The following is a 20,660-nucleotide window of genomic DNA, read 5'->3' as shown; positions in this document are numbered from 1 at the left end:
GATTGGATAACGATAAGATCAAACGATTTAACCTATGGACCATCAAGCCGCTACTGTTTCCTCACAGATGCGTCGAACCGGGCGCGCACATCAGGAGAGGATTCAGGCATGAAGGCGGCCCTACTAGCGACAGCTGCAGCGATATTGATCCCGGTTACGCCGGCCTTGGTCCAGGAGCAGGCCAACGGCGAGGCGGCGCAGGCCGAGGCATCCGGCATCGCCGACATCATCGTTACAGCGCAGCGGCGTAGCGAGAATTTGCAGAAGGCGGCGATAGCCGTCAGCGCAGTGGCCGGCGATACGCTCGTTCAGCAGAGCATCACCCAGGCCAATGATCTCACCCGGGTCGTGCCCGCGCTCCAGGTGGCGCCTGCGGCTTCCTTCACCCAGATCTATCTGCGCGGCGTCGGCACTTTTGGCGCCAATGCCTTTGCAGAGCAGGGCGTCGCCTTCAATCTCGATGGGGTCTATCTGTCCCGTCCCGCCGCACCTGCCGGCCTCTTCTATGATCTCGAACGCGTCGAGGTGCTCAAAGGGCCTCAGGGCACCCTTTATGGTCGCAACGCCACCGGCGGCGCCGTCAACGTCATCACCGCCAAGCCCAAGCTTGGGGAGACGTCGGGATATATCAACGCGGAATATGGCAATTACGATGCCATCAAGGGTTCGGCCGCGCTCAACCTGCCCCTGGGTGAGAAGCTCGCCTTCCGTATCGCGGGGCAATATGTGAAGCGCGACGGCTATTACAGCGATGGCTATGATGACGAGGATAGCCAGGCTGTTCGCGCCCAATTGCGTGGCGAGACCGGCACCGGTTTCGACGCCACCCTTTCGGTCGATTATGCGCATGTGGGCGGCATGGGTTCCGGCGGCACGATCATGCCGCTGCTCGATGGAAAGCATCGGCTCGGCCCCAGCGATCCGCGTGTCATTGCGGCTTATGTGTCCCGTTCGCCAACGCCGCCGGTCCCGCAGGCGATCGCCAGCGATGATGGCTATCAGGACAATGACTTCTTCGGCGCAGCGCTGACGCTCAATGCCGATCTTGGCTTTGCAACGCTCACCGTCATTCCCGCCTATCGCAAGACGGATCTCGACTTTCGCTCCTATGCCTCGAGTTTCCTGATCGACGTCCAGGAAAAGTCGAGCCAGATGTCACTCGAGACCCGACTGGGCGGGCATAACGGCCCCCTCGAATGGGTCGTTGGCGGCTATTATTTCGCCGAAGATGTGAGCGCCCGGCAGCTATTCGACCAGGCCAGCAATGGCACCCGGATCAACTCGGAACTGGAAACCGAAAGCCTCGCGGCCTTCGGTCAGGCGACTTTTTCGGTAACCGACAGATTCCGGCTGACAGGCGGGCTGCGTTACACAACCGATGCAAAACGCCAGGCAACCGAGGCGCATACGCTTCCCTTCGTCGGTTTCGTCAATCCCGCGCAGGGCAACTTCACCCCGATCATCCTCGATATCGTCAGCTATCCGCGTACCGACGTGGATTTCAACAAGGTCACATGGAAGGCGGGCGTGGAGTATGACGTCGGACCGCGATCGCTGCTCTACGCATCGGTTGCCACCGGCTTCAAATCGGGCGCGCTGTTTGCGGCGACAGGGCGCAACTATTCAGCGCCCGAGAATATGACGGCCTATACGATCGGCTCGAAGAATCGCTTCTTCGACAACAAGGTCCAGTTGAACGCGGAAGCGTTCCTCTGGAAATATAAAGACCAGCAGATCTCGCATCTTGGTCCAGTCCAGGTTGCAAGCACGCCGGCGGGCGCGATCTACGGCCCGGTCTTCACCACGGAAAATGCGGGTAAGTCGACCATCTACGGTCTTGAACTGGAGGCGCTGTTCCAGCCGACGAGCAATGACCAATTTTCGGCCAATATTCAGTATCTGCACAGCAAATATGATGAGCTGACCTATCAGGCCTATTCGACGACCGGCACGGCGCCGGTCATCGGCTGCACGGTGACGCCCACGAGCCAGACCGGTGCCTCACCGGCCGCCCGCATCTATGATGTGGATTGTTCGGGTCGACCGCTGGTCAACGCGCCCAGGTGGGTGTTCAATCTGGGCTATGAACATAGCTTCCAACTCGGCGATCATGGCAAGCTGATTGCGGCAGCTGATACGCGGATCGAAACGTCCCGCTATCTCTCGCTCGATTTCCTCGAGCTGGGGCGGCAGGGCTCCTACATGATGTCCAATGCGCGGCTCACCTATGAAAGCCCGTCGGGCAATTTCTCCCTGACCGGCTTCATCAACAATATCGAGAATGAGCTGGTGTTTGCCAATTCGCTGCAGAGTCCGGCGAAGCCCGGCGTCATTTACAATCAGCTGAGGCCGCCCCGCACCTATGGCGTGCGCGCCGGTTTCCGCTTCTAGTCGATCCCAAATCAGCTCGCGCGTCAGCCTCTGGCTCGCGCGAGCGTCAGGAGAATATATGGGTACAGAACCCGGCACATCTTTCCGTCGTATCGTAACCGGCCATGATGCAGATCGACGATCGCGCATCGCCAGCGATGCGCCCCCGGTCCGGGTTTTCGACAATCTGGGGGAGGAGGGCCTGGTGTTCCACGAAGTCTGGAACACCAGGCAGACACCCGCCATCCTTGACCGGAACGACGCCGAACCTGCAGAAACGCATCTGCTGTTGGCGCCGCCGCCGGGCGGGACACGCATCCGTGTCCTGGACATCCCGCCGGAGCAAGCCGGGGCGGATTTCGATGCCGTGTTCGATGCGATCGGCGGCAGCGACGCGCATGTCGGCAAGACATCCGATCGGCATGCCAGTTTCCATCGGACCCGTTCGATCGATTACGGCATCCTGCTCTCGGGCAGCATCACATTGATGATGGACGAGGGCGAGACCGTTGCCCATGCCGGCGACATCATCATTCAGCGTGGCACCAATCATGGCTGGATCAACCGTTCCGGCGCACCTTGCCGGATCGCCTTCATCCTCATCGACGGCGTCCTCGACGACGATCTGGCATGACCCTGCTGGTTACCGGGGCATCCGGTTTTGTCGGCCGCCAAGTGGCGCGCCTGTTGGCCGATGAGGGTGGCTATGGCGCTGTCAGGCTGACGGATCTAACTGCGCCCCCCATACCGATCGGCAGCGGATTTGAAGCCGTCGCTTTCGACCTGGCCACCACGGAGCATCTCGACGCATTGCTCGAAGGGGTCGACCGCGTCATCCATCTCGCCGCCGTTCCTGGAGGCGCGACGGAGCAGACGCCCGGATTTGCTCGCCGCATCAATGTCGATGCCCCGCTCGCCATCCTCGAGCAGATGGACCAGGCCAAGCGCCCGTGCCGCTTCGTCTATGCCAGCTCGATTGCGATATTGGGGCCGACGCCTTCACCCGTCGATGATGAGACGGTGCCCGCGCCGGCCACCCTTTATGGCGCACATAAGCGCATGATCGAGATCGCACTGACGCAATTCGCTCGTCGAGGGAGCATCAAAGCTGTCGGGCTGCGCCTGCCAGGTATCGTTGCTCGCCCCATGGGTCCAAGCGGTCTCGCCTCTGCTTTCATGAGCGACCTCTTCCACGCGGCGCTGGAACAGCGGCCGATGACTTTGCCCGTATCGGCAGATGCCAGCATCTGGATATTGTCTGCGCGGCGGGCAGCCTTGAACCTGATCCATGCGCTTCATTGCGACATCGAGGACGGCATAAGCCTGACCTGCCCGGCTCTGCATGTCACCATCGGACAGCTGGTCCAACAACTGTTTTCAGACCCGACGCAGGTCGTTCATGCGCCCGATCCTGAGCTTCAGTGCCTGTTCGGATCCCAGCCCGCTCTTGTAACGCCATCAGCGACCAAGGCCGGCTTCCGGGCCGACGAAAGCCTTGAGGCGCTGATTGCTTCGGTGTTCGCCTCGATTTGCGCTGAGGCGGCCTCTATCGCCCTATAGCGCGACCCGCCGGCATCGACGGATCACGGCCGAGGAAGAGCTCCGCGACGAGGCTACGAAACCAGACGATCGCCGGATCGCGATCGACACGCCGATGCCAGAATTGCTGGAGACTTATCAGCGGCGTCTCGAAAGGCGGCGGCAAGAGCTTGAGTGGCGCCATGGTGGCGAAGATGGCAGCGACCGCATGCGGCACGGTCGAAATGAGGTCGGACCCGGCGACAAGCAGCGGAACGCTCATGAAATGGGGAGATTGCAGTTGAATACGGCGGGATAGGCCAAGCTGCTGCATTCGGATTTCCACCAGTTCCTGGCTCCGTCCCTTCTGCGACACCAGGATATGGCCGAGCCCCAGAAATTGCTCGAGCGAAAGCGCGTCACCCACCTCAGGATGATCCTTGCGCAGGATGCAGCTGAAGGGGTGTTCGAACAATGTCTGGCACAGGAAATTGCTACCCTGGAGATCCGGGAAATAGCCCATGGCCATATCGACCACCCCGTCGGACATGGCGCGCTCCAGCTCATGGGGCGGCATCGAGTGGGAGCGCAGGGTCGCACGCGGCGCGCGTTCCTTGAGCACCTCCAGCAGGGTCGGCAGGAAGACGAGCTCGCCGATGTCGGATGTGCTGATCGAAAAGCAGCGTTCCGCATGGAGCGGGTCGAAGACCGGCAGCCCCAGCAGATCGGCATCGACCATCTCCAATATGCGTCGGACCGGTTCCCGCAATCGGTCGCCCATGGGTGTGGGGTGCATGGCGTTGCCGATCCGCACCAGCAACTGGTCCTGGAAAAATTGCCGGAGCTTGCCCAGCGCGAAACTGACGTTCGGCTGGCTCATGTTGAGCCGCCGCGCGGTCGCGTGCACCCCGCGTTCCTCCAGCAAGGCATCCAGCACCACCAGCAGATTGAGGTCGAGCCTACGGTAATCCATGAAACTGATCCAGCATATCGATATAACTATTTACATTGATTGGCTGGCAGCGCGCTAGGCTTTCTTGAGAATAAGACAGGAGAGCGATGTGAGCGCGCAGTCGGGGCCAACGGTCGGATCATCATTCCTCCACGACATCTGGTATGTCGCGGGTTGGGGACATGAATTGCAGCCAGGGAGCCGGACCTCCCGAACCATATTGGGGCAACCGCTCGTGCTGTTTCGCACCGAAGGCGGCGAAGTCTCTGCGCTCGAGGATCGCTGCTGCCATCGGGCCATGCCGCTGAGCGAGGGTGTCGTGATTGGGGAGAGCATTCGCTGCCCCTATCATGGCCTTGAATTCGGCACGGACGGTGCCTGCGTGCATATCCCCGCACAGGACAAGATACCCAGGACTGCGCGCGTTCGCCATTTCCCACTGGTCGAAAAGGACGCACTCCTGTGGATCTGGATGGGGGATGCGGACAAGGCGGACATCGCGATCATTCCCGATCATCCCTATCATCAAGATCCAGCCTGGGCCTGGCGGAGCGCCCATTATGATGTCCAGGGCAATTGGCAGCTGCTGGTCGACAATCTGATGGATTTGTCACACCTGCCCTATATCCACCCCTCGACCATCGGGGGCGATCCGGAACTGCATTTCAAGACCCCGACGATATCCACCCGCCTGCCAAATGGTGTTCGCGTCGAGCGAAAAATGCCTTCCTCTGTCCCCCCGCCGACCTATGTGGCTGCTGCGGGCTTCAAGGGGCTCGTCGATCGCTGGCAGGAGATCGAGTTCCAGCCGGTCTTCATCCGCATTCATACCGGCGCATGTGACGAAGGGACGGGCGCCTATGATGGCGATAGATCCCATGGTCTCTCGATGCTCGGCTTTCATGGCATCACCCCGGAGACCGAGACGACGACCCATTATTTCTGGTCGATGGCGACAAACATCACGCGCGGCGACATTCCCGACCTAGTCTTCGAACAGACGGCGCGCACCTTCAAGGAAGACCAGGCCGTTCTGGAAATGCAGCAGCGGCGCATCGCGCGAGAGCCAGGGCGGCAGCTGATCGACATCGCAAGCGATGTTGGCGGCCGACAGACGCGCCAGTTCATCCAGCACCTGTTTCGGGCCGAACAGGAGCGAGAGGCCGTGGAAGCCTGAGGGCATGGGATAGGGGCGATGATGCTCCTATCCCTTCGTCTTTCCCTCGATCAGTGCGCGCATCTTTTCCATCCGCCCATCGGGCACTGCCAGGCGCATCATCTCTCCTAGGAGGAGGATGGCATGTTCAGTTTCTGCTCGGTGCGGCAGATAACGGTCCGCAATGGACAAACCGCGCACGGACCACACCATCAGGCGCATGACCGTTCGGGCAAGCGCTTCATCGCCGCCAAAAGCGCCCCGCATCACCGCCAGAGCCGATTGCTCGACCTCCTCCTGCATCGGCACGACGAGCGCGGCGAGCTCAGGATCGCTACGGGTCGCCTGAAGGATTTCGAGTACCGCCATGCCGGGAGGGCGACTAAGTACCGACCAGAGCAAGCTGGGCCAATCGAACAGATTGTCGCCCATTCCCGTGCGCACGCGGATCGCTTCATATTCTGCCATTTCATTGTCGAACACGTGGCGCACCACCTGCGTCATCAAGGCCGCGCGCGTGGCGAAATGGTGCAGCATCGCACCGCGGCTGACACCCGCGCGCTGTGCAATCAACGTAGTGCTGGCACCGGCATATCCATGGTCCCCGATCGAAGCGATGGTCGCCTCGATGAGGGCCAGCCGCGTCTGGGTGGTCCGTTCTTCCTGAGTCCGCCTGACCCTGGGCGCTGCTCGATCCATCATCTTCCTTCATGAACAGGTCGCCGACGCTTGGCGCCGGCGGCCATCCTCTCATCTATCACAGCTGACCGCATGCATAACAAAAATGGATCGATATCCATACAAACAATCAGGATTGACTGTTTTTATGACAAAGACCAAAGCGGTCGGCAAGTGCAGGACGAGCTGCGCAAAAATAGGGAGGATGAAATGCGGAAGGCACTATTGTTTGTTGGCGCGAGCCTGATCTCCGTCGCCCATACAGCCTATGCACAGGAAACCGCTCAGAACGAGGGCGTGACCGACATTGTCGTGACCGCGCAGCGTCGCGCCGAACGGCTTCAGGATGTCCCGGTGAGCGTGACGGCGCTTGGCGGCGACACGCTCAAATCGCGCAACCTCAATGATTTGAGCCAAGTCGCGCTGGCGGCGCCCAGCCTACAGGTCGGCAATGACAACAGCTTTGCCATTCGCGGGGTCGGGACGCAGGCCTTTGCGACCACGATCGATTCCAGCGTGGCGACCGCACTCGACGACGTCAATCTGGGCCGGCCATTCCTTGCCCAGGGACTTTTCAACGACGTCGAACGGGTCGAGGTGCTGAACGGGCCGCAAGGGCTTCTCTTTGGCAAAAATGCCTCGGCAGGACTTCTAAACGTCGTATCGACCCGTCCCAAGCTCGGCAGTTTCGGCAGCGAGACCAACCTGGAGCTCAACAATCGCAGCACGCCGGGCAGCGATGCGGAGGCCTGGTCCGTGATTGCGCGACAGACGGTCAATATTCCTGTCGGCGACACCGCAGCATTGCGGATCAACGGAACCTATTCCGTGGAAGAGCCTGGCACCAATTTCGTCGGTACCGGCGGTGTCCGCAACGACCTGGATCGCAAGCAATATGGGGTCCGCGCCAAATATCTCCAGGAGATCACGCCTGAGCTCGAGCTTTATGTCATCGGCGAATATGCCGAATCTCACGGTGTCGCGGGCATCTATGACCGCACCTATCGCGAGCTTGGCGAGGGAAGTGTCAATGCAGCCCCGCTTGCAGCATCTGGCATCGTTCCAGGCGACAAGAATTTCACCTTCGCGGGCGACGGCGGATATTGGCGTGACCTGAAGCTGGGCGGCGCCCAGGCTTCGCTCTCCTACACCGCAGACAGTGGCCTCGTCGTGAGCAATATCTTTGCCTGGAAATTCTATAATTTCGACGCCCAGCTCGATACCGACTTCACCAACAGCAACGGCGCGAACATCAACTATTCCCATGCCGACTATGATCAGTTTTCGAACGAACTGCGCGTGGCCCTGCCGGCCGGAAACCGCCTGACGGGACAGGCCGGCCTCTATTATTTCCATTCGACGATCGATCAGCGCAGCCAGATTGCCGGCAATAATTATCTGCCCGACTTCCTGCTGCCGACATTCCCCTTCTGCGTCGGCGCAGCTGCAGTGCCCGGCGCCTTTCCTCCCACCTGCTCGGTCAGCAATGATTATTTCCTCGGGCGGGACAATCGCTATCGGATGAAGACCGACAGCTATGCTGCATTCGGGCAGTTGACCTATGCCCTGACGGACGCGCTGAAGCTCTTCGCCGGCGGCCGCGTCACGCGCGACGAAATCAGCATCGATCTTGACCAGAATCGCGGTGCCTATTTTGTGACCCTCGGCGTGCCCGGCGAAATTGCGCAATCCTATGGCCATACCGATTTCAGCTGGCGCACGGGCGGCCAATATCAGGTGGCGCGCGATGCGATGATCTATGCCTCCTATGGTCGCGGCTATAAGGGCCCCGGTTTCAATGACACCGGCGCAACCGCAACGACCTCGCTGCTGGTCAAGCCGGAAAAATCGAACACCGCCGAAATCGGCGCCAAGACGAGCTGGTTCAATCGCCATCTCGTGGTCAACGCATCACTCTTTCATACGAAGTTCAAGAATTACCAGACCCAGTCGCTCGACACCCAGCTGCAGAGCTTCGTGGTCCAGAACGCGGCATCGGTCATCAGCAAAGGCGTCGAGCTGACCGTCAATGCCAACCCGTTCCGTGGGCTCTCGATCAACGGGTCGGCGACCTTCCTCAGCTCCAAGTTCAAGGATTTTGCGGGCGCCGAATGCTATCCGGGTCAAGCCGACGCCAGCTGCGCAACAAGCGGTTCGTTCAACGCCGGCGGCAAGCGCACGCCGACCGCGCCGAAATTCACTTCGTCCCTCCAGGCCAGCTACGAGTTCCAGACGGACGGGACCATGCATCCCTTCATCGAGGGCAACTGGTACCATCGGACCCCGATCAATTACCTCATCAATCAGGCCCCAGGCGCCACTGTGCCGACGACCGATCTGATCGGGGCGAGCGCAGGCGTGCGGATCGATAATGGCATGCGCCTGTCGATCTTCTGCAAGAATTGCACGAACGAATATAATCCCAACTTCATCGGGCTGGATTCCGGCGACGCGATCTCCGGCGTCGCCACCTATCAGCAGCAATTCGGGTTCGATTCCGTACGCACCATCGGCGCCAACATTCAGTTCCGGTTCTGAGGATGGATGATATGCCCTTTGCGCTCTCACGCCGCTCCATGCTTCAGCTTGCCGGAGGGAGTCTTGCGATGATGCTTGCCAGTCCTGCGCTCGCCGCGCGTCGCAAGCTGCGTCCTGACTTCCTCTGGGGGGCAGCCACCGCCGCCCATCAAGTGGAAGGCAATAATGTCAACAGCGACAGCTGGGTCATGGAGCATCTGACGCCCAACAGCTTTGCAGCGCCCTCCGGCGACGCCTGCGACAGCTATCATCGCTGGCGTGAGGACATGGCACTCGTCAAGCAGATGGGCCTCAACTGCTATCGCTTCGGCATCGAATGGTCGCGCATCGAACCGGAGCAGGGAGAATATTCCAACGCTGAACTCGACCATTATCGCCGTATGGTGGATGGATGCGTCGAGCTGGGCCTGAAGCCCTTCATCACCTACTCGCACTTCACCGTCCCGCGCTGGTTCGCAGCAAAGGGCGGGTGGGAAGAGCAGGCCAATGTCGATCATTTCCTGCGCTTTTGCGAGCGGGCTGCCAAGGCGCTGGGTCCGAACTATAGTCATGGGCTTACCTTCAACGAGCCCAATCTGGCCGCCCAACTATCATGGCAGCCCGGTTTTCGCGCAACCATGCCATATTTCATCCAGGCTTCGGCAGCCGCCGCCAAGGCGGTGGGCAGTGACCGCTTTTCATCGACGCCGATTTTTGACATCCGCCGTGCCGGCCCAATACAGGCGGAGGCTCATCGCCGAGCCATCGAGGCGATCAAGTCCGTGCGCCCCGATCTGCAATTGGGGCTGAGCCTCTCTGTTGCTGACGAACAATCCGCTCCTGGCGCGAACGGGTTGGAACGCAAGATTGCGGAGGTCTATGCGCCCTGGTTCGACGCGGTCGCCAAGGATGATTTCGTGGGTGTCCAGACCTATGGCCGAGCCGTGGTTGGCAATGATATCGACTTGCCGCCCGCATCCGGCGCGGAACTCACGCAAACCGAGATGGAATTCTATCCACAGGCGCTCGAAGCCACGGTACGCTGGGTCTCCAAAGCCACCAAGCGGCCGATCATCGTCACTGAAAATGGCGTGGCGACTGCCGATGACGGCCGCAGGATCGCCTATATCGACGGAGCGCTCGCGGGTCTCTCGCGAGCGATCGCCGATGGCGTGGACGTGCGCGGCTATATCCATTGGTCGCTGCTCGATAATTTCGAGTGGAACAGGGCCTATACGGCGCAATTCGGGCTGGTAGCTGTCGACAGGACGAACTTCCGCCGCACATTGAAGCCAAGCGGCTTGCATCTTGGCCGGTACGCGCGAGACAACAGTATCTGACCCGTTCCCTCGCCCGACGCATATTGATTTTCCAAGGAACTGCCCATGCCCATATTCGATCGTCGTTCCTTCATGGCGACCAGCGCAATTCTGGGCTTGAGCGCCAATCAGGCACGAGCCGCATCGACGCTGCGGTTCGGCGCCACCCAGTTGCGTGCCGCCATGCGGAAGAACCCGATCGGAATTGACGACCGGCATCCCAGCCTGTCCTGGCAGATCACTGGCCCTGACGAGACGATGCAGTCGGCATATCGCATTCTCGTCGCGTCCAGTTCGTCTTTGCTTGGACGCAATGTCGGCGACATATGGGACAGCGGGCGCATCAAAGGCTCCGCCTGCACGGGCATCCGGTATGAAGGCAGACCCTTGCGCTCGCGCGAGACCTGCCATTGGAAAGTGCAGGTCTGGAATGGAAAGGGCAACACCGGCTGGAGCGACCCAGCCTCTTGGGAAATGGGCCTTCTCGAGACGAAGGACTGGACGGGTGACTGGCTGGCCGCCGAAGATGCCGTCGAGCGCGAAGACCGGCTCAGCGGTGTCCAATGGGTAGGCGGCAACGCCCCTGCGCCCGACAAGCCGCGCAGCTTTCGTCTGGCCTTTCGCAGCGATGCAGGCGACGCGCTGCTGTCCATCTTCGGCGATGGCGTGATGTCACGGCTGGAGCTCGACGGCAAACCACTCGCCTTGCCTGCGCGCGATCCCAATGCTTTTGGCGGCGCGCCTGCAACACGCCTCGCCTTGCAGCTCCCGGCCGGTGATCATCTGCTTAGCCTGGATATTGCGCCTGCACCGGGCTTCTTCATCAAGCCATTCGTCTCGATTGCCGGACAGATCCGTCTTCCTGCATTGAGTGGCTCGAGCGAACGGTTGAGCGGCAGCTGGGAAACCCGCCTTGGCGAGGCAGAAAACTGGGTGGTGGCGCCGCTGCTGGATTCACAGCCCATTTTCCCCTGGCCTCCCACGCCGGCAAGATTGCTGCGGCGCAGCTTCTCCAACGATAGTGCGATTGTCCAAGCCCGGCTCTATGCGGCAGCGCTTGGCGGCTATCGCCTGTCGCTCAACGGACGCCGGGTAAATGACGATGAACTGCAGGCAGAGCCTGTCAATTACGCCGTTCGCATTCCCTACCGCGCCTATGATGTTACCGATTTGATCCAAAAGGGCACCAACTGCCTCGGTGCTGTGATCGGCGATGGCTATTATGCGAGCTACCAGGCGCCCGACGGCCGCTATGCATTTGGCGGTGCGCCCCGCCGACTGCAATTGATGCTGGAACTGACCCGGTCCGACGGCTCGATCGAGCGGATCATCACCGACGGCCAATGGCGACACGCGCGCGCCCCCATATTGATGTCGGAAATTTACGCCGGCGAAGACCAGGATTTGCGATCGCAGTCCCAGGGCTGGGATCGTCCGGACTTCGACGATAGCAAATGGGATCGGTGCTGGACGGCGCCGACGCCAATTGCCCCGATTTCGGCGGCACTTGCCGAGCCGGTACGCATCATCAGACAACTGCCGCCAGTCACCATTCGCAAGCTTGGCGAAGCACGCCATATTGTCGACTTCGGCCAGAATTTTGCGGGTCGCGTGCGGCTTCAGGTCAAGGGCGTTGCAGGGCAGCCGATCACCGTGCGCCATGCTGAAATCTTGTCTGAGCAGGGCGAGCTCGACCGTCGAAACCTGCGGGCGGCAAGGGCGGAAGATCGCTATTGGTTGCGCGGAGACGGATCGGAGACGCTCGAACCCGTCTTCAGTTACCAGGGCTTTCGTTATGCGGAGATCAGCGGGGTCAGCACGCTAACTTCGGACATGATCGCTGGCCTGGTCCTTTCGAGTGCCATGCCTGAAATTGGGACGTTTCAGATCAGCAATCCGGACGTCCAGAAGCTCTGGCTGAATACGCTGTGGAGCCAGCGCTCCAACTTCATGGGAATTCCGACCGATTGCCCGCAACGTGACGAGCGGCTTGGCTGGACCGGCGACGCGCAGATTTTCTGGGATGCCGCCAGCTTCAACATGGATGTCGGGGCTTATACCCGCGCCTTCTCCCGCACGATGCGCGACGCGCAGGCCAGCAATGGCGCCTACCCACTCTGGACCCCTTCTCCGCAGGGGCTGGGTTGGGGCACCGACAGCCCGACCCCAGGCTGGGGCGATGCCGGTGTTATGCTCCCCTATACCGCCTATCTGCACAGCGGCGATCGCACGATCGTCGACGAAAATTGGCAGGCGATGACCGCTTATGCGCAGGGCATAATCGCAAAAAACCCCGATGGCCTGTGGTCGACAGGGCGTGGAGCAGATCTTGGCGACTGGCTCGCGCTCGATGCGAAGTCGCCGATGGACGAGACGACCCCCAAGGCGCTTATCGCTACAGCCATGCTTGCTCGCTCCGTGGAGCAGATTGCGCAGATGGCGGAATGGACGGGCCGCGCTGACGAGGCCGGAACTTGGCGCGCGCATCATGATCGGATCCGCAGCGCTTTCGCATCGGCCTTTGTTCGTGATGACGGAAGAGTCGGAAACGGCAGCCAATGCAGTTATATTCTGGCGCTCCGGCTCAATCTGGTTCCGCAGGCGCTTCGCGCGAAAGCCGCCTCGCTCTTGGCGGCAGATATTCGCAAGCGTGGAACGCTGCTCACAACGGGGTTCCTTGGCACGCCGCTGGCGCTCGATGCGCTGGTCGATGTGGGAGAAACTCGGCTCGCTTTCGATCTGCTGCTGCGCACGAAATTTCCTTCCTGGGGCTATATGGCGCGCAAGGGCGCTACGACGATATGGGAGCGATGGAATGGCGACACCGGCGATGTCGCGATGAACAGTTTCAACCACTATGCGCTGGGTGCCGTCTGCGGCTTCCTGTACCGGCGAGTGGGCGGCATCGAACCTGTCGAACCGGGCTTCGCGCGGTTTCGCGTTGCCCCCGTCTTTGACGCTCGTGTGCCACAGGCAAGCACGAAACTGATCAGCGTCAGGGGATTGATTGAGACCCGATGGGCCTATCAGGCAAACGCTGTGAAGCTTGAGCTGACGGTGCCTGCAAATAGCAGGGCGGATATCGCTTTACCTGACGGTCTGCGCACCGTGGGACCAGGCGATCATCACTTTATAATATAGCGTATTGTCACCCCGGATCGAGCTGTTCGTGCGGCGGTACAACCGACCCACGCCGGACGCTCAGCCGCAAATTTCTGCGTTCCAAGAGTGGACCGTCTGCTTCCCTATTCCGGATGCCCCAGACTTGCCGGAAGGAGACGAGCTGCTTTGAACCTGGGAGAGCCAGCAATTGTGATCGTCAGGCTGGCAGCACAGGTCCAAGCGCCTCGATAATCCGGCAATCAGCAACGATGCCGCCATCGCAGGAATCGATCACGGCCTTCAGTTCCTTGCGAAGCGAAGTAAGGTCCGCAAGCTTGCGATCCACTTCTAGCAGATGCTCTCTGGCTATCCGGTCGATCCCGGCGCAATCACAACTGCGGTCGCCTGAGATGCTGAGCAACGCCCGGACTTGATCGAGCGAAAACCCGAGATCGCGGGCGCGGCGGATGAAGGACAATCGGCCAAGTTCCGCATGCCCATAATCCCGGTAATTGCTCGTTGTGCGCGCCGGCTTGGGTAGCAAACCGATTTTCTCATAATAGCGGATCGTCTCGATCTTCGTGGCGGTCGCCTTGCCCATGTCGCCGATCGTGAATGCCATACCCTTGACCCTGTAGTTGCTACAGGGACTATATAGCCTGTCATCACCGAAACAGGAGATGCATATGGCTGGCGGATGCTGCAGCGGATCACAGGACGATACGGATAAGCTCAGTGACGCAGCCTGGCGGCGCGTGCTGTGGATTGCGCTTGCCATCAATGCGGTCATGTTCGGCGTGGAGATCGTCGCCGGCGTCACCGCCGGGTCAGCTTCACTGAAAGCTGACGCGCTCGACTTTCTGGGCGACGCTGCCAATTATGCGATCAGCCTTGGTGTCGCGGGCATGGCGCTGGCGTGGCGGGCGCGGGCTGCGATGGTCAAGGGCGTATCGATACTGCTGTTCGGTCTGTGGGTGCTGGGCAGCACCATCTGGATGGCGACGCAGGGCTTAGTTCCTGCTGCCGAGACAATGGGTATTGTGGGCATGATAGCGCTTGTCGCCAACCTTGCCTGCGCCGCGATGCTGTGGCGTCACCGAGCGGGTGATGCGAACCGGCGCTCGGTATGGATCTGCTCGCGCAACGATGCGATCGGCAATATCGCCGTGGTCGCCGCAGCGCTGGGCGTGTTCGGCACTGGCACGGGTTGGCCGGACATCATGGTCGCGGCGATCATGGCCGGCCTTGCCCTGTCCGGCGGATGGCAGATCATCCGCCAGGCCCGTGGTGAACTGAGGCGCGTGCCTATTCCCCGCCGAAGCGAATCCGCACCCCTCCATTGAGGACGAACCCATCAGTCGGTGCCCAGGCATCGACCGTCCATGCCCCCGTCGCCGCCCGGCGTGGCAGCAGCAGCGGGTCATATTTCGTCTGCCGCACATTGAGCAGGTTCTCAGCATTGAGGAACAGGCTGACCTTGCCCAGTATCAGTTCACCCATCGCGCCGAGTTGAACATGGGGCTTGCTTCGCGACCTGTAGGGACTGTCGTCCAGCGATTGCCGCCCGGTGTAATAGGCCTCGATCCCGAAGCGGCCGCGCTCTTCCTTCTCCCACATGCCGATAAGGCCTGCACTGTCGCGCGGTGTCAGAGGCACGGTGCGGCGTCCCGGATCATCGGGATCCGGTTCGCTCGCGGCAACATGGACGTAACTGCCGGTTAGAGAAAGACCCTGCCAATGATAGCGCAGCAGCACTTCGGCGCCGCGCGTCCGCGTTACGCCATTGGCGTTGATGAGTGTGATATGATCCGCGTCCACCGTCTGCAACGGCGTCCACCGTCTGCAACTGCTGGGCATGGTCGATGTTGGAGGCAAACAGGCTGAGGTTCGCCTCGAACGGTCCGCTGGCGTAGCCGAAGTCGATCGATCCGCTGTCAGCAATCTCCGCCTTGAGCTTTCCATAGGGTAGCAGGCGCGCGAGGCCGTTGGCCTCTGTCTCCTCGACGAACGGCGTCGGCGCGTAGAAGCCGCGCCCGAGCGAAGCGCGGATCGTCCAAGCACCGGGCCGATAAAGCGCGGAAAGGCGCGGGCTAAGGTGCGAGCCATAATCGCTATGAGCGTCCCAGCGCAGGCTTCCCGCCAAGGTCAGCCTGCGAGCCAGCTCCTGCTCGCCCTGCACGAACAGCGCGGGCACGGTGTAGCTGTAGTCGAAGGCCGAGAATGCCTTGGAACGATAGTCGTCCAGCTGGACCGCAGCGCCTGCCAGCCATGTTGTCGCGCCTGCCTTGCCGCCGATCGACGCCTCGGCAAATGCCGTCCGATGGCGGTCATTCTCCACTGTGTCGCCGAACACATGGCGATGCGACTGGGTGACGCCTGAGGCGCGCAGATGCAGCGTCCCGATGCCTTCCAGGGGCGTTTCGGCAGTAAGGCCCAGATCGTAGCGTCGGCTGCGCAGCGTCTGCGCGAAAGGCGATCCGTCCAGCGCATTCGCGCCTGGCATCGTTCCGCCGTCGCGTTGCTCTGCCATCGCGCCGAAAGTCAACAAGGCCTTGGTGCCATCGGCAGCATCGAGAAACAGCCGTGGTCGGGCCGTGAAGCGCTCATAGCCGGGCATGTCGGCCCATCCGTCGTCGTTCAGGTCCTTCCGGCTTTGTCGGTCGTAGCCGGCCGTGAGCGAAGCGCTGAGTACGCTGCTGAGCGGCGTGGCCACATAGCCCGTGACATCCTACCCGTCGCGACTAGTGGCATTGAACAGCAGTTCGCCCTGCGGTTCGCCGGCCGGACGACGCGAGACCAGATTGATGACCCCGCCCAATGCGGAGGGGCCGTAGAGCGCCGAGGCAGCGCCCTTGATGATCTCCACTTGGCCAAGATCGGTCGGTGGGATTTGCAGCAAACCGATGGAAGGCGTCTGCCCGCCGTAGAGCGGCAATCCGTCAGCCAGTATCTGCGTGTAGCGACCCTTGAGGCCCTGGATGCGGACATTGGCTGCCCCAAGGGCGGGCGATGTGGCCTGAACCCGCACGCCCGGCGTCTCACTGACCAGCATGGCGATGTTGCCAGGGCGAATGAGGAGCTTCTCCTCAATTTCCTCACGATTGATGACGTCGACGCGGATGATCTTGTCGTACAGCGCGTAGAAACGATAGCCGGCTTCCGCCTTCGCTTTCGCGTGCAACGCCTTCTGTAGTTTCTGGACGCTTTTCGGAGTTGATAGGTTTCCCAATCTCCTGCCCTCACCACTTGTTGCGTTCATCTTGAACTGAGGCTCCTTCCCTCCACCGGCATTACCCGACTTCCTCGGTATTACGGGCCTCTCCGCCACCCCATCGCGCCCGTCCCATCCCTCGCGGGCGTCCGGTTGCCGATCCCTCGGCACGCCATGGGGCTTCCCGTGTTGCGTGCACTTTCCTTGCGTACATGCTGTCGCCACTACCCCGGTGCAGCAGACGGGCTCAAACGTCGCTCAAACTTGCCCGTCCATATCAACCTTCCCCGTAAGGGTTAACGGGTCGGCCTGCACATCGTCTTTTTCGAGGATTGCTCAGCGTTCACTCACGTTACGACCTGTACGCTCGCACGGTCACCTACGTGACCGTCATCCGAGGGCTTCAGACATATCGTCACCTCCATGCCTGCCCCGGTTGCTTCCGGCTGGAGCATCGCCGGGTGGGCCTTTCACCCACTAGAAAGTGCCGCCTTCGCACGGCGCACACCCACGCCGGTCATTCCGGCAGCAATTTTGATCATCTAAGTGCCGACCGTCCGCTTTCCCATGCAGTGCGAGAAGTAGACGGTGAAAAGAATGCATCAGACGTAAGGCATCTCTTCGACCATTGTGGCGATCATAGCTTCTTGTGGTCCCTCTAGCGCAGAATGAGGTTGGTCAAATCTTCGTTCTGCCTGTGCATCTCGCGGATTAGTTCGATCAGTGCCTGCAACTTGCGCGGAATATGGCGCCGCCCGGCGAAATAGAGCGACAGGCCGGCAAAGGGCGGTGTCCATTCGTCGAGCAGCGGGACCAGTCGCCCGGCCGCGATATGGGGTAGCGCGCCGCACTCCTCGACATAGGCCAGCCCAGCGCCATTGACGGCCGCGTCTAGGATCAGGTCGGTCGCGTCCAGGATGAGATTGCCCGGCGCGTCGATCAGCATGGCCTCGCCATGTCGCTCGAACTCCCAGCGATAGAGCCGCCCGCTGGACAGTCGCATGCCGATGCAGCGATGGTCGAGCAGATCAGCCGGCACCATCGGGGCACGATGCCCACCCAGATAGGCCGGTGCGCCGACGACTATCATCCGCAGTTGCGGAAAGATCGGCACGGCAATCATGTCAGGCGGGATCGCATCGGCCAGCCGCGCGCCCGCGTCGAAGCCCTGGCCGGTAATGTCGACCAGCGCGCTTTCGGTCACGACTTCGACCATGACCTGAGGATAGCGGCGGCCATATTCGAGAATGATCGGCTGAAGCATCATGCGTGCTGCGCCTGGCGAGGTGTTGATCCGCAGCGTACCGGACGGTTCGCTGGTGTTGGCGCCCAGATCATCGACGGTCTGGCTGATCGCCTGCAATGCCGGCCCGATCCCGGCCAAGAACTGCTCGCCCGCAGCGGTCAGTACCACGCTGCGCGTCGTCCGGTTGAACAGGCGCACGGCCAGCCTTTCCTCCAGCGCGGCAACTGCATGGCTGAGCGCGGAGGAAGACAGGCGCAGATCACGAGCAGCCGCCCGAAAGCCGCCATGGCGGGCGACCGCCAGCACCGCTTCCATCTCCGCGATGCTGGGCATCATTGCGCGAAATTCCTCATCAATCTGTGCAATTTTGTCCTTCTTATCAGATCGACGGCGCGGGTCCACATGCTGCGCATATGCAAGATGGAGGATTCACGCCATGCAGATGATCAGCGAAAACTATATCAACGGCCGGTTCCTGCCCGTTTCGGGCGATGAACAGGTACCCTTGTTCAACCCCGCCACGGAGGAACGGATCGGCATTGTCCGCCTGTCGAACGCGGCGGATGTGGATGCGGCCGTGGCTTCGGCGAAGCGGGCCTTTCCCGTGATGGCCCATAGCACGGTGGCCGAGCGCATCGCGATGCTGCGACGGCTGGCCGACGTGGTAGCCGCCAATGGCGATGCGATGGCATCCGCGATGGGCCAGGAATATGGCGCCCCGACCTATTTCATCGACTATAGCGCGCGGCGCGCAGGCTCGGTCTTCCTCGACATGGCACATGTGCTGGAAAGCTATGCCTGGCAGCGCCGGATCGGAGTTGCCGAGGTCGAAATGCGCCCGATCGGCGTTGCTGCGGCGATCACGCCGTGGAACAGCAATTTCGGCTTCATCTGCGCCAAGCTAGCGACCGCCATCGCAGCGGGCACTTCGATCGTCATCAAGCCGTCCGTGATGAGCGCGCTGCAGACCCATGTCCTGCTGCAGGCGCTGCACCGGGCCGACCTGCCAGCCGGCGCGCTCAACATCGTCAACGGATCGGGCGCGGTCGCCGGCGCCGCGCTCACGGCCCATCGCGACATCGCCAAAATCAGCTTCACCGGATCGACCGGCACCGGCCGGGCGATCCTCCACGCTGCCGCCGAACGCATGGCCCGCGTCACGCTCGAACTTGGGGGCAAGGGCGCGCAGATCATCCTCGACGATGCAGATCTCGACGCCGCTGCCGTTCAGGTCCTGACGAGCGGCTTCATCAACAGCGGTCAGGCCTGTATCGCCGGTACCCGCATCCTGGTTCCCGCGCGGCTGAAGGGCGCGTTGCAGGATCGCCTGATTGCCGCACTGGCGGATTGGCAGGTCGGCCCGGCCAGCGACCCGGCATCGCGCATCGGCCCAATGGTCAGCCAGAGGCAATGGGACCGGGTACAATCCTATATCCGGCTCGGCCAGGCGGAGGGCGCGACCCTGCTGGCGGGCGGCGATGGGCGGCCCATGGGGCTGGATCGCGGCTGGTTCGTCCGGCCCACGCTGTTCACCGATGTCGACAATGATATGCGCATCGCGCGCGAGGAGATATTCGGCCCGGTGCTGTCGATCATCGCCTATCAGGGCGAGGCGGATGCGATCCGGATCGCCAACGATAGCGATTATGGCCTGCAAAATTATCTGCTGGGTACCGACCCCGACCGGCTGAAGCGCGTGGCACGACAGCTGGATTCCGGCCGGGTCGTCATCAACGGCGCCGCGCATGAGCCGCTCGCCCCCTTTGGCGGGGTGAAGCAGTCGGGAATCGGCCGCGAATTTGGCAGCTTCGGCCTCGACGCCTTCCTCGAACCGCGCACGGTGCTCGCATGAGCCGGATCGCGTTCGTCACCGGCGCCAACAAGGGGCTGGGCAAGGAAGTGGTGCGCCAGCTCGGCCAGGCCGGCATGACGATGCTGCTTGGTAGCCGCGATGCCGGGCGCGGCGCAGAGGCGGCGGCAGAGCTGCGCGCCGAAGGGATCGATGTCCAGTCGATCCTCATCGACGTGACCAGCGACGCCAGCGTGATCGCGGCCGCCGCTCAGATCGAGGCCGAGCATGGCCGGATCGACATATTGGTCAATAATGCCGGCATGTTGCGGCGCGTGCCGACGATCGAGACGTCGGCGGCAAACATGCGCGAAACCTATGACACCAATGTCTTCGGCCTGGTGCGGGTGACGCGGCAGATGCTGCCGCTGCTGGTCCGATCCGACGCGCCGCGTATCGTCAACGTCTCCAGCACCAGCGCCTCGCTCGCACTCACCAGCGATCCCGCCACCCTGTTCGGCCAGTCGGACACGATCTTGGCCTATGCCTCGTCCAAGACCGCCATTTTGATGCTGACACAACATTATGCCCACGCCTTCCAGCGCAGCGCGACGCACCGGCACATCCGCATCAACAGCGTGACGCCTGGCCATATCGCCACCGACCTCAACGGCCATGCCGGCACCCGCACGGTCGAACAGGGCGCGCGGGTGGTCATGACCTTTGCGACGCTGCCGGAAGACGGCCCCAATGGCGGCTTCTTCAATGAGGATGGCCCCCTGCCCTGGTAAAGCAAGGCCGC

Annotated in this window: 15 protein-coding genes and 1 pseudogene; 10 read left to right on the top strand and 6 right to left on the bottom strand. The window is 61.6% G+C overall.

Features of this window, described 5'->3' with window-relative positions; all coding sequences use genetic code 11:
• Positions 1-108: 108 nt before the first annotated feature.
• From PMI04_RS10460 to PMI04_RS10450, 3 genes are read left to right on the top strand one after another with little or no spacing between them, the layout of a single operon-like run.
• The gene (locus tag PMI04_RS10460; protein ID WP_007712213.1) at positions 109-2,391 is read left to right on the top strand and encodes a TonB-dependent receptor; all 2,283 of its coding nucleotides are present in this window, start codon (positions 109-111) and stop codon (positions 2,389-2,391) included.
• 58 nt (positions 2,392-2,449) lie between these two features.
• Positions 2,450-3,004 carry a cupin domain-containing protein gene (locus PMI04_RS10455; RefSeq protein ID WP_007712212.1) on the top strand — a complete coding sequence of 185 codons (555 nt, stop codon included), beginning with the start codon at positions 2,450-2,452 and terminating at the stop codon, positions 3,002-3,004.
• On the top strand, positions 3,001-3,930 hold the full coding sequence (locus PMI04_RS10450) for an NAD-dependent epimerase/dehydratase family protein (RefSeq protein WP_007712210.1): 930 nt from the start codon (positions 3,001-3,003) through the stop codon (positions 3,928-3,930). Before PMI04_RS10455 ends, PMI04_RS10450 begins: the two co-directional genes overlap by 4 nt.
• Here PMI04_RS10450 and PMI04_RS10445 read toward each other — a convergent pair.
• Entirely contained in the window at positions 3,917-4,861 is a 945-nt protein-coding gene (locus tag PMI04_RS10445) for a LysR family transcriptional regulator (RefSeq protein WP_007712208.1), read from the bottom strand. The two genes, PMI04_RS10450 and PMI04_RS10445, sit on opposite strands and share 14 nt — an antisense overlap.
• A gap of 88 nt (positions 4,862-4,949) precedes the next feature.
• Here PMI04_RS10445 and PMI04_RS10440 point away from each other — a divergent pair, with 88 nt between their 5' ends.
• Positions 4,950-6,017 (top strand): aromatic ring-hydroxylating dioxygenase subunit alpha, encoded by a 1,068-nt coding sequence (locus PMI04_RS10440; protein WP_007712206.1) that lies wholly within the window; start codon positions 4,950-4,952, stop codon positions 6,015-6,017.
• 27 nt (positions 6,018-6,044) lie between these two features.
• Here the strand turns inward: PMI04_RS10440 and PMI04_RS10435 are convergent, their stop codons facing one another.
• Positions 6,045-6,698 (bottom strand): TetR/AcrR family transcriptional regulator, encoded by a 654-nt coding sequence (locus PMI04_RS10435; RefSeq protein ID WP_157178159.1) that lies wholly within the window; start codon positions 6,696-6,698, stop codon positions 6,045-6,047.
• 186 nt (positions 6,699-6,884) lie between these two features.
• Between PMI04_RS10435 and PMI04_RS10430 the strand changes: the two genes are divergently transcribed.
• The 3 genes from PMI04_RS10430 to PMI04_RS10420 all read left to right on the top strand — a co-directional run bounded on the left by PMI04_RS10430 (position 6,885) and on the right by PMI04_RS10420 (position 13,651).
• Positions 6,885-9,212 carry a TonB-dependent receptor gene (locus PMI04_RS10430; protein WP_007712203.1) on the top strand — a complete coding sequence of 776 codons (2,328 nt, stop codon included), beginning with the start codon at positions 6,885-6,887 and terminating at the stop codon, positions 9,210-9,212.
• A 68-nt stretch (positions 9,213-9,280) separates the two neighbouring features.
• Positions 9,281-10,531: a family 1 glycosylhydrolase gene (locus PMI04_RS10425; protein ID WP_007712197.1), complete on the top strand. Its 1,251-nt coding sequence runs from the start codon at positions 9,281-9,283 to the stop codon at positions 10,529-10,531.
• 45 nt (positions 10,532-10,576) lie between these two features.
• Positions 10,577-13,651: an alpha-L-rhamnosidase gene (locus tag PMI04_RS10420; protein ID WP_007712195.1), complete on the top strand. Its 3,075-nt coding sequence runs from the start codon at positions 10,577-10,579 to the stop codon at positions 13,649-13,651.
• Between the two features lie 178 nt (positions 13,652-13,829).
• Here the strand turns inward: PMI04_RS10420 and PMI04_RS10415 are convergent, their stop codons facing one another.
• Positions 13,830-14,234: a helix-turn-helix domain-containing protein gene (locus tag PMI04_RS10415; protein ID WP_007712194.1), complete on the bottom strand. Its 405-nt coding sequence runs from the start codon at positions 14,232-14,234 to the stop codon at positions 13,830-13,832.
• Positions 14,235-14,298: 64 nt separating this feature from the next.
• Between PMI04_RS10415 and PMI04_RS10410 the strand changes: the two genes are divergently transcribed.
• Positions 14,299-14,955 (top strand): cation transporter, encoded by a 657-nt coding sequence (locus PMI04_RS10410; protein ID WP_007712193.1) that lies wholly within the window; start codon positions 14,299-14,301, stop codon positions 14,953-14,955.
• On the opposite strand, the pseudogene PMI04_RS10405 reads toward PMI04_RS10410, so the two are convergent.
• From PMI04_RS10405 to PMI04_RS10395, 3 genes and pseudogenes are all read right to left on the bottom strand, one after another.
• Positions 14,918-16,115, bottom strand: a pseudogene (locus PMI04_RS10405) (TonB-dependent receptor). The gene PMI04_RS10410 and the pseudogene PMI04_RS10405 overlap by 38 nt on opposite strands.
• A gap of 225 nt (positions 16,116-16,340) precedes the next feature.
• Entirely contained in the window at positions 16,341-16,871 is a 531-nt protein-coding gene (locus PMI04_RS10400; protein WP_238535951.1) for a TonB-dependent receptor plug domain-containing protein, read from the bottom strand.
• A gap of 610 nt (positions 16,872-17,481) precedes the next feature.
• Complete coding sequence (locus PMI04_RS10395; protein WP_007712179.1) at positions 17,482-18,405, bottom strand: LysR family transcriptional regulator; 924 nt, start codon at positions 18,403-18,405, stop codon at positions 17,482-17,484.
• A gap of 100 nt (positions 18,406-18,505) precedes the next feature.
• On the opposite strand from PMI04_RS10395, the gene PMI04_RS10390 reads away from it, so the two are divergent.
• Both PMI04_RS10390 and PMI04_RS10385 read left to right on the top strand, forming a co-directional pair.
• Positions 18,506-19,921 carry an aldehyde dehydrogenase family protein gene (locus tag PMI04_RS10390; protein WP_007712177.1) on the top strand — a complete coding sequence of 472 codons (1,416 nt, stop codon included), beginning with the start codon at positions 18,506-18,508 and terminating at the stop codon, positions 19,919-19,921.
• A complete protein-coding gene (locus tag PMI04_RS10385; protein ID WP_007712176.1) occupies positions 19,918-20,649 on the top strand; it encodes an SDR family NAD(P)-dependent oxidoreductase in 732 nt (243 codons plus the stop codon). The genes PMI04_RS10390 and PMI04_RS10385 overlap by 4 nt, the downstream gene beginning before the upstream one ends.
• Positions 20,650-20,660 lie beyond the last annotated feature (11 nt).

The organism is Sphingobium sp. AP49, from assembly GCF_000281715.2.
Lineage (GTDB): Bacteria > Pseudomonadota > Alphaproteobacteria > Sphingomonadales > Sphingomonadaceae > Sphingobium.
The sequence above is the reverse complement of the archived record's forward strand: the minus strand, read 5'-3'. Positions and strand labels throughout refer to the sequence as shown.